The following is a 13,011-nucleotide window of genomic DNA, read 5'->3' as shown; positions in this document are numbered from 1 at the left end:
CTTTAGATTTTTTTGCAATCCACGGCAAGGGGCTGCCGGTGCTCCGGGGCAGAGCACAGCAGGCCTGGCGGCAGGAATCGGGTCAGAGCTGAACTTCGACCAAGCCGGCCTCGCTCGCTATCCCGCGCACGATCTTGCCGTTGGGCAGGCGGACGCGCAGCGTTTCGCCGCGCCCGGCGCTGCTGATGGCAATCCCCTGGTTGCTCACCTGCAGGCTGCCGGCCCGGATTTCCACGCGGACCTCCTGACCGGCTTCGATGATGGCTTCGCTGCGCAGCAGGCTGCGTTGCAAGGGCCGGCCGGCGGCGATGCTGGCCCGACTGGTGCGCCCGAGGGCCTCAGTTGGCGTGCTGAGTACATCCGCTGCCTGGTTGCTCAGCTCTCCTTCGACGAGCTTCATATCGTGCTCGGTGAGCGTTGCGCCGAGTGGAATCTGGCGGGCCGCTACCAGCATCTGGCCTTCCACCTTGATTCGGGAGGGGATGTAAAGGGCTTGTTGGGGCCCCGCCTGGCAGCGGGCGCCAACCGATATGCGTCCCCAGGGGCGGCCGCCTTCAGGCAGGAAGAGTTCCCAGCGCTGGCAGGCGATGAGTTTCTCGCTCAGTGGATAGCGCCCGATTTCAATCGTGACCTTGCCGGGCAGGCTGGCGCTGCGGGCTGCCAGAAAACGCTGCAGTGCCGGGCCGAGTTGGTCCTCTGCATGGGCGGTGCAGGGGGCAAGACAACTAAGCAGCAGGAGGAGGCCGGGAAGGAGGGAGCGCATGGTGCCGCCGGATGGGTGATGGCCGATTCAAGCACAGCGCGCGCCAGCTGATGGGTCAAACAGGCGGGTGCTTGTGGGGCTATTCCGGGGCGTTTCAGCCTGCCGGCAAACATTGCCGCAGGCTGGGTGATGGCTGCCGGGAAAGCCGGTGGTTTTGCCGCTTTATCGCCGTCTGCGGACCGTAATACGGGGCTTAGGATGGTTGGCATAGAAGCTGCAATGAGTTCGTCGAGTGGCCGATGTGTGCCGGGAGCGACGGATATGTTTGAAGAGATCATGAACGGAGTTGAAGAGATGAACGTCCAGCTCGATAACGCCCTGCGCTTTCACCAGACCGCCCTCAACCTGCGCGCCGATCGCCAGGAGCTGATTGCGGGCAACATGGCCAACGCGGATACCCCTAACTACAAGGCACGCGACATCGATTTCGGCTCTGCGCTAAGCGGTGCGCTGCTGGGGCGTGCAGGCAAGCCGATTGCGCTCAGCACGACGGCCAGCCGTCACCTGAATGCGAGTGGCACGAGCACTTTCCCGCAGCAGATGTATCGCACGGAAACGCAATCGAGCGTAGATGGCAATACGGTGAACATGGATGCCGAGCGCGCGGCTTTTGCCGGAAACTCGGTGCAGTACGAGGCCAGCATTACCTTCATCAACGGCTTGTTGCGCACCATGCAGCAGGCCGTGTCGGGCCAGTGAACAGGGGCTGAATCATGAGCATGTTCAATGTTCTGAATATCGCCAGCTCGGCGCTCAGCGCGCAGTCTCAGCGCCTGAACACCACCGCCAGCAATCTGGCCAATGCCGAGAGCGCGGTGGGGGCCGATGGCAAGCCTTACAAGGCCAAGCAGGTCGTTTTCCAGGCCGTGAATATGGGCCAGAGCGGGCAAGGCGTGAAGGTGCAGCAGGTGGTGGAGAGCGCAGCCCCCGGCCGCATGCTCTACGACCCGAAGAGCCCGCTGGCCGACGAGAAGGGTTACGTCACCATGCCCAATGTGGATGTGGTGGAAGAGATGGTGAACATGATTTCGGCTTCGCGTTCCTACCAGACGAACGCGGAGGTGATGAATACGGCCCGCACGCTGTTGCAGCGCACGCTGGCCATTGGACAGAGCTGAGCAATCGGCGGGTAAGACAGGAGTAGGCACATGACAACCGTCAGCAGCAGTACCAGCGCGCAGGATATCTATTCCTCGCTGAACAAGACGAGCACGACGTCCACAAGCACGGTCGAAGAGCAGCAGTCGCGCTTTCTGAAGCTGCTGACAACCCAGCTCAAGAATCAGGACCCGCTCAACCCGATGGACAACGCGCAAACCACTTCTCAGCTTGCACAGATCAGCACGGTGGATGGCATTGAGCGGCTTAACGCAACGCTCAAAAGCATGATGGGCAACATGCAGTCTTCCGAAGCACTGCAGGCTGCCAATCTAGTCGGCCACGCGGTGCTGGTGCCGGGCAGCGGCATGGTCGTGACCGAGAGCATAGGCATGGGTGGCGTGCAACTCGATGCCGTGGCCGACAAGGTATCGGTGACCATCAGCGACAAGAACGGCCTGGAGATCAAGCACATGGAGTTGGGCGCGCTTGAGGCTGGCGTGCATGACTTCGTGTGGGACGGCAAGAACGATGCCGGCACCGCTGTGGTGGATGGCAGCTACACCATGAAGGTCACGGCCTACAAGGGTGACGTCAAGGTGGGGGCCACCGCACTCGAGTTGGGTACGGTGACCGGCGTGGTCACCAGTGGCAGTGAAGTGCAGGTTGATGTGAACAAGTTTGGCGACTCCGCCCAGCTTGGTCGTGTTTCGATGGGCGACATCAAGCTCATTCTGTAATCCGGGAGCAGATCATGGCATTCCAGCAAGGCCTCAGTGGCCTCAACGCATCCTCCAAGGCGCTCGACGTCATCAGCAACAACGTGGCCAACGCCAGCAACGTGGGCTTCAAGCTCTCGGGCACCCAGTTCGCGGATGTGTACGCCTCTGCGCTCAATGGCGCGTCCGCCGGGGTGTCGATCGGGATCGGCACCCAGATTGGCAAGGTGGCCCAGGTTTTCAATCAGGGCAACATTACGCCGACCAACAATCCGCTGGATGTGGCCATCAATGGCTCCGGTTTCTTCCGCATGGATAACGGCGGCTCGGTGGCCTACACCCGCAACGGTCAGTTCCAGATCGACAAGAACGGCTACATCATCAACTCTCAGGGTTATCAGCTCACGGGCTATCCGGCGAGCTCTACCGGCCAGATTTTGCCGGCCAGTCCAAGCAGCATCTATATCGACACCGCCGACCTGATGCCGGCACAGAGCTCGGAGGTCGCCATGGGGCTGAACCTCGATTCGCGCTCCACTGTGCCGACCAATGCCTGGGTGGCGGGCAGTGCCAGTCCGGATCCGAGCACCTACAACTCGTCGACCTCGGTCACCCTGTACGACAGCCTGGGTAACTCCCACATCATGACGATGTATTTCCGCACGGCGGGCAGCGGTAATTGGGACATGTATACCGCGCTTGATGGTGGTGCGACCGGAGCGGCGACTGCCGTGACCTTTGATACCTCCGGTCAGCTCACCACTGCCATGCCTGTGACCATTGCAGGCTTGGCTGTAACGACTGGCGCCGTCACGCCCTTCAGCGTTGATTTCGATTTGACCGGCAGCACCCAGTACGGCAGTTCCTTCGGGGTGAATCGCCAGACTCAGGATGGTTTCGCCTCGGGTCGTCTCTCCGGGATCACCATTGGTGACGATGGTGTGATCCAGGGGCGTTACTCAAATGGCCAGACGCGCAATCTTGGCCAGGTCGTACTGGCGAATTTCGCCAATCCGCAAGGCCTGCTTTCCCTGGGCAATAACCTGTGGGGCGAATCGCCCACTTCCGGCCAGCCGCTGGTGGGCGCGCCCGGCACTGGCAGCCTGGGGCAGCTTACGGCTGGCTCGGTGGAAGAGTCCAACGTTGATCTCACGGCTGAGCTGGTCAACATGATTACCGCTCAACGTAACTACCAGGCCAATGCCCAGTCCATCAAGACTCAGGATCAGGTGCTGCAGACCCTGGTGAACCTGCGCTGATAAGCACTTGAACGCGAGCGAATGAGACTGAGATGGACAAGCTGATCTACACCGCGATGACCGGGGCCAAGGCCACCATGGGCCAGCAGGCCTCGGTGGCGCACAACCTCGCCAACGCCAGCACGGTCGGCTTTCGCGCCGAGTTGCATCGTCTGCGTGCGGTGCAGGTGCAGAGCGAGGCTCAGCCTACCCGGGCCTTCGTGGTGGATGCTTCGGTTGGCAGCGATTTTTCGTCTGGCCCGCTTAATCACACTGCTCGTCCGCTGGATGCGGCGGTCAATGGTCAGGGCTGGTTTACGGTGCTGCAACCGGATGGCAGCGAGGCCTATACGCGTGCCGGCTCCTTCAAGATCGACGACAACGGTGTGCTGCGCACGCAAGGCGGTCTTGAAGTGGCGGGGGATGGCGGTCAGCTCGCAATCCCGCCGGAAAACGCAGTGGAAATCGGACCGGATGGCACCATCACTGCCGTGCCGCTCAGTGGCACCCTGGCGGCTACCAATACAGTAGGCCGCCTGAAGCTCGTCAACCCGCCTGAAGAAGAGCTGGTTCGCGGCGATGACGGCCTGTTTCGCCTCAAGAGCGGCCAGCCCGCCAATCAGGACGAGAACGTGCGTGTGAGTGGCGGCTATCTCGAAGGCAGCAATGTGAATCCGGTCGACCAGATGGTGAACATGATTTCGCTGGCGCGCAGCTACGAGACCCAGCTCAAGCTGATCTCCAGCGCACAGGACAATGACAAGAGTGCCAACCAAGTGATTGCTGCCCGTTAAGGGGGGCGGATTGCGGGGTTTTTGATGCGCTGATTGACGGACTGGTCGATGACTGAGCGACCTATCCTCGCAACACAAGGAGAAGCAAAATGATCCGTGCCCTGTGGATTGCCCGTACCGGCCTCGATGCGCAGCAGACGCATCTCGATGTGATTTCCAACAACCTCGCCAACGTCAGCACCAATGGCTACAAGCGTGGGCGTGCAGTGTTCGAGGATCTGCTCTATCAGACCCTGCGCCAGCCCGGTGCACAGAGCTCGCAGAGCACCCAGATCCCCTCCGGCCTGCAGATCGGCACCGGTGTGCGCACGGTTGCCACCGAGCGCATCCATACCCAGGGCAACCTGCAGCAGACCGGTAATTCGCTGGATCTGGCGATTCAGGGCGCGGGCTACTTTCAGGTCCAGATGCCGGATGGCACGCTGGCCTATACCCGCGATGGCGCTTTCCAGAAGGATTCGCAAGGCCAGATGGTGACTTCCAGCGGTTATCCGGTGGAGCCGGCGATCACCATTCCGGCCGACGCGCTATCGGTCACCATCGCCAAGGATGGCACGGTCAGCGTGCTGCTGTCGGGGCAGACCAATCCGGCTCAGATCGGCTCGATCCAGGTTGCCAACTTTGTCAATCCGGGCGGCCTGCAGAGCATGGGTGAGAACCTCTTTCTCGAAACTGCTTCCAGCGGCACGCCCACGCCCACCACTCCTGGCACCAATGGCACGGGTGTGATCAATCAGACCTACCTCGAGACTTCCAATGTGAACGTTGCGGAGGAGCTGGTCAGCATGATTGAAACCCAGCGCGCCTATGAACTCAACTCGCGTGCAGTGAGTACGGCGGACCAGATGCTCTCGCGTCTGACCCAGCTCTGATCCGGTTCTGAACGGAGGCTGATCATGTCCATCCGCCTTGTCCTGTTGCTGCTCGTCGGTTTGCTCAGTGGCTGCAGCTTGCTGCAGCAGACCACTGCCGTGCATCAGCCGATGACGGCGCGGCCAATGCCAGCGCGCACCGAAACTGCCGGCAGCATCTTCGGCAGCAGTCCGCGCTCGCTGTTCGAAGATCGCCGTGCGCGCTATGTGGGCGACACCTTGACGATCAACATCGTCGAGAAGAATGCCGCCAGCAAATCCTCCAATACCAATGCCACACGTGCTTCCAGCACCGAAATGGAAGCACCGTTGATTGCGGGGGTGATGGGCAAAAATATCGCAGCCAAGATGAGCGCGTCGGCCGCAGCGGACCAGAGCTTTGCCGGCAAGGGCACAGCGGCGGCCAACAACTCCTTTACCGGCACGGTGACGGTGACGGTGATCGAAGTCTTCCCCAACGGCAATCTGCTGGTATCCGGCGAAAAGCAAGTGGCGATCAATCAGGGCCAGGAGTTCATCCGTTTCTCCGGCGTAGTGAATCAGAACAACGTGAGCAGCTCGAATACCGTGCAATCCACTCAGGTGGCCGATGCCCGGCTCGAATACAAAGCCAATGGCTATCTCGACGAAGCCCAGACCATGGGCTGGATGCAGCGCATCTTCATGAACGTGCTGCCGTTCTGATCGTCAAGCAGGTGTGGAAAGGTCAGGTGGCATGATGGACAGGACAGGAAATTCCCTCCGGGGGGTATGGCGTGTGGCGCTCTTGCTGGCGGGCCTGCTGCTCGTTGCTCCGGTGCATGCCGAGCGCATCAAGGATCTGGCAAACATCGCCGGCGTGCGCAGTAACCAGCTGGTTGGCTATGGCATCGTGGTCGGCTTGGATGGTACTGGCGACCAGACTTCGCAGGCGCCTTTCACCACCCAGAGCCTGATCAACATGCTGGGCAATCTGGGTATCACGATCCCGCCCGGCACCACCTTGCAGCTCAAGAACGTGGCCGCCGTGATGGTGACCCTGCAATTGCCGGCCTTTGCACAGCCCGGCCAGCAGATCGACGTGACCGTTTCGTCGATGGCCAACGCCAAGAGCCTCAAGGGCGGCACCTTACTGATGACACCGTTGAAGGGCGCGGACGGGCAGATCTACGCGGTGGCGCAGGGCAATCTGATTGTCGGCGGGGCCGGCGGCTCGGCCGGTGGCACCAAAGTCACGGTGAATCATCTGTCAGCGGGTCGGATCCCCGGTGGGGCTACGGTCGAGCGCTCTGTGCCGACGGCGGTAGGCGGCGCGGACTCGGTGCAGCTCGAGCTGGCCCAGGCTGATTTCGGTACTGCGCAACGTGTGGTGGAAGCCATTAACAAGAGCTTCGGCGAGCAGGTGGCCTGGCCGCTGGACGGGCGCAGGATTCAGGTGCGGGCACCCGAGTCGGCGGCCGAGCGGGTGGGCTTTCTTGGCCGGCTCGAGAATATCGATGTCACACCGATGGCTGGCGCGGCGCGGGTGATCGTCAATTCACGCACCGGCTCGATCGTCATGAACCAGTCTGTGACCTTGCAGGAGTGCGCAGTGGCGCACGGCAACATCACGGTGACGGTGAATACCGATACCCAGATCAGTCAGCCCAATCCACTCTCGCAGGGGCAGACAGCCGCCGTGCAGAATGCTCAGGTCGACGTCAAACAGGATCAGGCCAGCCTGATGCGTTTCAAGCCCGGTGTGACCCTCACAGAAGTGGTCAAGGCGCTCAATGCGGTGGGCGCCACGCCGCTGGATCTGGTAAACATCCTGCAGGCCATGAAGTCAGCCGGCGCACTGCGGGCCGAGCTGGAAGTTATCTGAGCGGCGCTGAAAAAATGCTGCGCCTATTGCGATCGCATCTGAATGCACCTCGCGCCTTGCCGGGAATGGCCGGGTACGCTCTTGCTACGGGGCCCAATTTTTCACGCGCGCCGAGGCCTTGCCCATGAACAGTGTGCAGCCCAACGTACTCGACCCCTCCAGTCTGGCCGGCCTCAAGCTGCAGACGCGGGAAGGCTCGCCCGAGGCCAACAAGGCAGTGGCACAGCAGTTCGAGGCGATGTTCCTGCAGATCGTGCTGAAGACCATGCGCGAATCAATTCCGCAGGACGGGATGCTTGAAAGCGAAGGAACCAAGCTCTTCCAAGGCATGCATGATCAGCAGCTGGCCCAGCTGATGTCCCGCACAGGGGGCATCGGGCTGGCTCAGGTGGTCGAGCGTCAGCTCAATGGCACAAGCATTCCGCGCCTGCCGACCTACGATCTCAAGGGCCCGGCACAAGCGGGGGCAGCGGCGGCAAGTGCCGCCGGTGCGGCGCCGCAACTTGGGGCACCCTATAGCGGAGCGGCTCAGGGGTTCGTCACCCAGGTCTGGCCACAGGCCCAGCAGGCGGCTGCCAGCCTCGGTGTGCCGCCGCATTTTCTGGTGGCCCAGGCGGCGCTTGAAACTGGCTGGGGCAAATCGGTGATCCAGCGTGCGGATGGCAGCACGAGCTACAACCTCTTCAACATCAAGGCCGGTCGTGACTGGCAGGGTGAGGTGGTGGAGGCACGCACCACCGAGTATGAGAATGGCCGGGCGGTTGAGCGGGTGGAGCGTTTTCGTGCTTACGGCTCATACGCAGAATCCTTTCAGGATTACACCCGCCTGATCGGCCAGAACTCGCGCTATGCCGGCGTACGCGGCCAAAGTGATGGCGACGCCTTTGCACGTGCGCTGCAGCAGGGAGGCTATGCCACTGATCCGGCCTATGCCGACAAGCTCAGCCGCATCATCAATGGCAACACCCTGCGTCAGGGCTTGCAGGCTTCGGCGCGCTGAGGCGGCTCCCGGATCTGCGGGCGCGTCCGTCAGTAAACCGTCGCCCGGCTGTCCATGTCCGCCGGGCGGGCCTCCGCCAGCACCCGGTTGCGGCCCTCGTTCTTGGCTACATACAGTGCGCTGTCTGCACGCGCGATGAAAGACTCCAGCCCTTCGCCGATGCGGCGCTGAGCCACTCCGGCACTGAGAGTAATGGCCAGTTGGCGGCCTTCGATCTGCAGCAAGGAGTCGCCAACTGCGGCACGCAGGCGTTCGGCGACCTGCACGGCTTCGGCCAGTTCGGTGTGCGGCAGCAGGATGATGAATTCTTCACCGCCCCAGCGGCCGGGGAAATCGGCACGGCGGAGGCCTTCACGCAGGCGGCGAACGGTTTCGACCAGTACCAGATCTCCGGCGTGGTGGCCGTAGAGATCGTTGATCTGCTTGAAGTGGTCCAGATCAATCAGGATCAGTGAGAGGGCTTGCTGGTAGCGCTGGGCAAGATCGATGGCGCGTTCTGCTTCATGATGGAAATGGCGCCGGTTAGCCAGGCCGGTGAGGCCGTCTTCCTGTGCGAGTTGCTGCAACTCGCGCTCGGCCACGCGCCAGCGGGTGATGTTGTGGTCGATACCGATCACCACAGGACGACCATCGAAGAACACGCTGCGCCGCTTGCGTACGATGCGGAAGACTTCCTCGCCAGTGCCTTTGCGGATGGTGTGCTCTTCCTTGACGACTTCCTGGCCGCCGAGTACTGCCTGATCTTCCCGTTCGGACTGAGCGCGGGCCGGTGTGGTCGGGCCGTGAAAGGGGAAGTTTGGTCCCAGGATGAAGTCACGGTCGAGCTGGCGGTATTCGGCAAAGGCCTCGTTGACCAGCAGGTAGCGGCTATTGGAATCCTTGATGTAGACCGGGTCCGGGATCACGTCGACCAGGCGTTGCAGGAAGGCTTCGGTACGCTGGCGCAGGCCGGTTTCGCGTTCCAGGGCCTCCTGCAGGTGGCGCTGGGCCTGGCGCAGTTCGGTGATATCCACATGCGCCCCGACGATCACGGTATTGCCGCGTTCGTCTGTACACACGCCTTTGGTGATGATGCGGAATACCTCCGCGCCGGTTCGCGCGTGCGCGCGATGCTCTTCCTTGCGCAGCGGCTCACCGCGCAGCACTTTGGCATCCTCCGTCAGCACCTGTGCCAGCCGGTCCGGGTGGACGGGCCCAACGCCGGTACGACCGATCAGTTCAGCCCCTGGCAGCCCCTTGTCCTTCTCGAAGGCTTGATTGACCAGCTGGTAGTGGCTGTCTGCATCCTTGACATAGATCGGGTAGGGAATCACGTCGATCAGGCGTTGCAGCCAGGCACGGGTTTCAAGCTGTTGGGCCTGCTCGCGCTGGAGTACTGCCTGTAGTGCCTGTTCGGCTTCGCGCCAGTGCGTGATGTCGAAATTGGCGCCAACGATGACGGGCTTGCCCTCGGCATTGAGGCAGGTGCCTTTCATGATCAGGCGATCGCGCGGCTTGCCGCTGAGCGGGTCAGTATCGTGCAGTTCAGCGGTGATGCGCGCACCGCTCAATGCGGCGGCATCTTCCTGACGGGTGTGGGCAATCAGTTCCGTATCGCTGAGGAAGCTGCAGGAGTCGCAACCGATCAGCTCGGCCGGTTCGCGGCCCAGGCGGTTGGCGAGGCTCTGGTTGACCATCAGGTAGCGGGCCGCAGAATCCTTGACGTAGACCGGCTGTGGAATCACATCGATCAGACGCTGCATGAAGGCCTGTTGGCGCTCGCTTTGAACTGCGTGCTGGCGGCGCAGCTGGGTTAGGCGCAGCAGGGCTGACAGCACGGCAGTGAGCAGCAGCAGAGGTAGGGCCAGCGTGGGTGGCCAGGCGAAAAACAGGGCGAGTGCGACCAGCAGCGCAGGCAGGGCGGCCAGAACTGCGATTTCCCGGATGCTGCTGAGCAGATTCATGCTGGCCGATATTCCGTTGCAATACGCCGGCGTATTCTATCTGTTCACACCCGAACGCCTGTGTTTTCTGCCTGCGCGGGCAGGATGCGATTGCGGCCACCTTCCTTGGCAAGGTAGAGCGCGGCATCGGCATGTGAGACGAGCTGATCGAGCGACTCCCCGGCTTGCCATTGAGCCACGCCACCGCTGACCGTGACGGAGATTGCGCCGTTGCCAGTGGCGATCGGGGTGAGCGCCAGCTCCTCGCGCAGGCGTTCGGCTACCTGACAGGCTTCTGCGAGCCGCGTGTGGGGCAGCAGGGCGATGAACTCCTCACCGCCCCAGCGGGCCAGCAGATCGGTGCTGCGCAGCCCGCCGAGGCAGCGCAGTACGGTTTGTTTGAGTACCTCGTCACCGATGTTGTGGCCTTGGCTGTCGTTGATGTGCTTGAAGTGGTCAATATCCAGCATGAGCAGGCTCAGAGCTTCGTCATAACGACTGCTGCGGGCAATCGCGCGTTCGGCTTCGTCGCGGAAGTGGCGGCGGTTGGCCAGGCCGGTCAGGGCATCTTCGCGCGCCAGGCGCTGCAGTTCGCGTTCGGCTATTCGCCAGCGGGTGATGTGGTTATCGAAACCGACAATTACCGGGTCGCCGTCGAAATAGGTGCTGCGGCGCTTGCTGATGATGCGGAAGACCTCTTCGCCGCTGGCCTGGCGAATCGTGTGCTCTTCCTTTTCGATTTCGGCGCCGCCCAACACGGCTTCGTCTTCCTGCAGCGAGAGCTTGCGCGTTTCCTCGTTTTCGTAGGGCAGGGCATTCGGAGCCTTGACTACTTCGGCGCGGCAACGCTGGTGGTAGCGCAGGAAGGCTTCATTGACCAGCACATAAAGGCCGCCGGTTTTTTTTACATAGACCGGGTCCGGAATCAGATCCACCAGGCGCTGCACGAACTCGAAGGTGTTGCGGCGCAGCTCGGTTTCACGCTCGAGTGCTTCCTTGATCTGCAGTTCGGCCTGACGCCACTGGGTGATGTTGCGATCAATGCCGACGATCACGGCTTCACCATCGATGTAGAGGCATTGCTTCTTGCACACGATTCGATAGACCTCCTCCCCGGTGGCGCGGCGCCAGGTGTGTTCCTCGCGTGCGATCTCGCCGCCAACGAGTACCCGTAAATCCTCTTCACGCGAACGCAGGCGGCTGTCTTCAGAGAGGTGGGGGAAGGGTTGTGCGGGATCCAGCAGCTCGGCTTTGGGGCGAGCCTGGTAATCGGCAAAGGCTTCGTTGACGAGCAGATAGTGGCCGGCCTTCTTCACATAGACCGGATCCGGAATCACATCGATGAGACGCTGCACGAAGGCTTCGGTACGCTCGCGTAGCGCCGTTTCGCGTAGCAACGAGGCCTTCAGCTCGCGCTCGGCCAGGCGCAGGTCGGTCAGGTCGATGCTGCTGCCGACGATTACCGGCTCGCCCAGGGCGTTGTTGCAAGTGCCCTTGGACAGGATGCGGAAAACTTCGCGGCCGGTGTGCGGGTGCGGCAGTTGTTCCTCGCGCAGGATGCGCTCGCCGGCCAGCACGTTGCCGTCTTCTTCGAAGAGCTGGCGCATGCGTTCGGGGCTGGTACTTTCTTTCAGGCCCATATGCTCGATCAGCTCTTCACGGGGCATGAAGGCGTCGCGCGCCATGGCTTCGTTGACCATCAGATAGCGGCTCTGCGCATCCTTCACGTAGACCGGGTAGGGCAAGAGATCCAGCACCCGTTGCACGAATTCGAGCGTGGCTTTGTGATGCTCGCGTTCCCGCTGCAGCACCGTTGCCAGTTGGGCTTCGGATTCGCGCAGTACGGTCACGTCGATATTGATGCCAACGATGGCGAGCTCGCCTTCCGGGTCCGGGCAACTGCCCTTGATCACGATCTGATGGCAGCGCTCGCCAGTGATTGGCCTGGTCGCACTCTCTTCCTTCTGTATCCGTTCGCCGGCGAGCACCCGGCTATCTTCTTCAAGCGACGTGTGCGATTGCGGGCGATCAGGCATCAGCTCCCGATGGCTGTGCCCCAGTATCTGCTCACGACTCAATTGGTAGCGCTCGATCAGCGCGTCATTCACCCAGCGGTAGCGGCTCTGCGAATCGCGGATGTAGAAGGGGTAGGGGATGACGTCAATCAGGTGCTGGATGAAGTCTCGCGTGCGTTGCGCGACAGCTGTTTGCTCCGCCAGTGCTGCCTGCAGGCGCTGTTCGGCGTGGCGTATGCGGGTGATGTCGAAATTCGCGCCGACGATTACGCGCGCGCCCGTCGCATCCAGGCAGGTCCCCTTGGTCACGATGCGAAAGCGTGCCTCGTGGCTGATGGGGTGGAGCACTTCTTCTTCCTTGTAGACCATCAGCCCTTGCAGGACTTCGGCATCTTCGGCGGCGATCAGTGCGGCGGTAGCAGAATCTTGCGCCAGATCACGGGCGCTGCGCCCCAGGATGGCTGCACGCGGCTGGCCGCGCTGGAGCGCGAAGGCCTCATTGATCATGATGTAACGGCCGGCAGCATCCTTGACGTAAACAGGCTCCGGAATTACATCGACCAGACGCTGCACGAAGTTCTGTACCTGCTCGCGGCGTTGCTGCTCACGCTCGCGCTCGCGCAACAGCCAGAAGCCGGGCAGCAACATGCCGGCCGCTGCCGTGAGCCAGACAGCCAGCGCGGTCGGCAGTTCGGCAAACAGGCACAGCATTGCCACAAGTGGGGCTGCGGCAAGCGTGCCAGCTGT

Annotated in this window: 12 protein-coding genes; 9 read left to right on the top strand and 3 right to left on the bottom strand. The window is 62.0% G+C overall.

Going from position 1 to position 13,011, the window contains the following annotated elements:
• Positions 1-82 precede the first annotated feature (82 nt).
• On the bottom strand, positions 83-763 hold the full coding sequence (flgA, locus tag HJ583_RS10930; protein WP_170021919.1) for a flagellar basal body P-ring formation chaperone FlgA: 681 nt from the start codon (positions 761-763) through the stop codon (positions 83-85).
• 294 nt (positions 764-1,057) lie between these two features.
• Here flgA and flgB point away from each other — a divergent pair, with 294 nt between their 5' ends.
• The 9 genes from flgB (at position 1,058) to flgJ (ending at position 8,327) form a co-directional block, all read left to right on the top strand.
• On the top strand, positions 1,058-1,462 hold the full coding sequence (flgB, locus tag HJ583_RS10925) for a flagellar basal body rod protein FlgB (RefSeq protein WP_170022027.1): 405 nt from the start codon (positions 1,058-1,060) through the stop codon (positions 1,460-1,462).
• A 14-nt stretch (positions 1,463-1,476) separates the two neighbouring features.
• Positions 1,477-1,881: a flagellar basal body rod protein FlgC gene (gene flgC / locus HJ583_RS10920; protein WP_101942311.1), complete on the top strand. Its 405-nt coding sequence runs from the start codon at positions 1,477-1,479 to the stop codon at positions 1,879-1,881.
• Between the two features lie 30 nt (positions 1,882-1,911).
• Entirely contained in the window at positions 1,912-2,601 is a 690-nt protein-coding gene (locus HJ583_RS10915; protein ID WP_170021918.1) for a flagellar hook assembly protein FlgD, read from the top strand.
• Between the two features lie 14 nt (positions 2,602-2,615).
• Complete coding sequence (flgE, locus tag HJ583_RS10910) at positions 2,616-3,839, top strand: flagellar hook protein FlgE (RefSeq protein ID WP_101942313.1); 1,224 nt, start codon at positions 2,616-2,618, stop codon at positions 3,837-3,839.
• Positions 3,840-3,871: 32 nt separating this feature from the next.
• On the top strand, positions 3,872-4,612 hold the full coding sequence (gene flgF, locus HJ583_RS10905) for a flagellar basal-body rod protein FlgF (protein ID WP_170021917.1): 741 nt from the start codon (positions 3,872-3,874) through the stop codon (positions 4,610-4,612).
• An 89-nt stretch (positions 4,613-4,701) separates the two neighbouring features.
• Entirely contained in the window at positions 4,702-5,484 is a 783-nt protein-coding gene (flgG, locus tag HJ583_RS10900; protein WP_170021916.1) for a flagellar basal-body rod protein FlgG, read from the top strand.
• A gap of 24 nt (positions 5,485-5,508) precedes the next feature.
• The gene (locus HJ583_RS10895) at positions 5,509-6,168 is read left to right on the top strand and encodes a flagellar basal body L-ring protein FlgH (protein WP_101942316.1); all 660 of its coding nucleotides are present in this window, start codon (positions 5,509-5,511) and stop codon (positions 6,166-6,168) included.
• A 34-nt stretch (positions 6,169-6,202) separates the two neighbouring features.
• Entirely contained in the window at positions 6,203-7,327 is a 1,125-nt protein-coding gene (locus tag HJ583_RS10890) for a flagellar basal body P-ring protein FlgI (RefSeq protein ID WP_170022026.1), read from the top strand.
• A 124-nt stretch (positions 7,328-7,451) separates the two neighbouring features.
• Entirely contained in the window at positions 7,452-8,327 is an 876-nt protein-coding gene (flgJ, locus tag HJ583_RS10885; protein ID WP_170021915.1) for a flagellar assembly peptidoglycan hydrolase FlgJ, read from the top strand.
• A 29-nt stretch (positions 8,328-8,356) separates the two neighbouring features.
• Here the strand turns inward: flgJ and HJ583_RS10880 are convergent, their stop codons facing one another.
• Positions 8,357-10,270 carry a sensor domain-containing diguanylate cyclase gene (locus tag HJ583_RS10880; RefSeq protein WP_170021914.1) on the bottom strand — a complete coding sequence of 638 codons (1,914 nt, stop codon included), beginning with the start codon at positions 10,268-10,270 and terminating at the stop codon, positions 8,357-8,359.
• A 44-nt stretch (positions 10,271-10,314) separates the two neighbouring features.
• Positions 10,315-12,975 (bottom strand): diguanylate cyclase, encoded by a 2,661-nt coding sequence (locus HJ583_RS10875; RefSeq protein WP_235943829.1) that lies wholly within the window; start codon positions 12,973-12,975, stop codon positions 10,315-10,317.
• Positions 12,976-13,011 lie beyond the last annotated feature (36 nt).

The organism is Uliginosibacterium aquaticum, from assembly GCF_012972705.2.
Lineage (GTDB): Bacteria > Pseudomonadota > Gammaproteobacteria > Burkholderiales > Rhodocyclaceae > Uliginosibacterium > Uliginosibacterium aquaticum.
This window is presented reverse-complemented; position numbering and strand designations above follow the sequence as displayed.

Bases quoted from the DNA above. Each gene is read 5' to 3' on its own strand.
- flgA (WP_170021919.1), bottom strand. From the start codon at position 763: ATGCGCTCCCTCCTTCCCGGCCTCCTCCTGCTGCTTAGTTGTCTTGCC.
- flgB (WP_170022027.1), top strand. From the start codon at position 1,058: ATGAACGTCCAGCTCGATAACGCCCTGCGCTTTCACCAGACCGCCCTC.
- flgC (WP_101942311.1), top strand. From the start codon at position 1,477: ATGAGCATGTTCAATGTTCTGAATATCGCCAGCTCGGCGCTCAGCGCG.
- HJ583_RS10915 (WP_170021918.1), top strand. From the start codon at position 1,912: ATGACAACCGTCAGCAGCAGTACCAGCGCGCAGGATATCTATTCCTCG.
- flgE (WP_101942313.1), top strand. From the start codon at position 2,616: ATGGCATTCCAGCAAGGCCTCAGTGGCCTCAACGCATCCTCCAAGGCG.
- flgF (WP_170021917.1), top strand. From the start codon at position 3,872: ATGGACAAGCTGATCTACACCGCGATGACCGGGGCCAAGGCCACCATG.
- flgG (WP_170021916.1), top strand. From the start codon at position 4,702: ATGATCCGTGCCCTGTGGATTGCCCGTACCGGCCTCGATGCGCAGCAG.
- HJ583_RS10895 (WP_101942316.1), top strand. From the start codon at position 5,509: ATGTCCATCCGCCTTGTCCTGTTGCTGCTCGTCGGTTTGCTCAGTGGC.
- HJ583_RS10890 (WP_170022026.1), top strand. From the start codon at position 6,203: ATGGACAGGACAGGAAATTCCCTCCGGGGGGTATGGCGTGTGGCGCTC.
- flgJ (WP_170021915.1), top strand. From the start codon at position 7,452: ATGAACAGTGTGCAGCCCAACGTACTCGACCCCTCCAGTCTGGCCGGC.
- HJ583_RS10880 (WP_170021914.1), bottom strand. From the start codon at position 10,270: ATGAATCTGCTCAGCAGCATCCGGGAAATCGCAGTTCTGGCCGCCCTG.
- HJ583_RS10875 (WP_235943829.1), bottom strand. From the start codon at position 12,975: ATGCTGTGCCTGTTTGCCGAACTGCCGACCGCGCTGGCTGTCTGGCTC.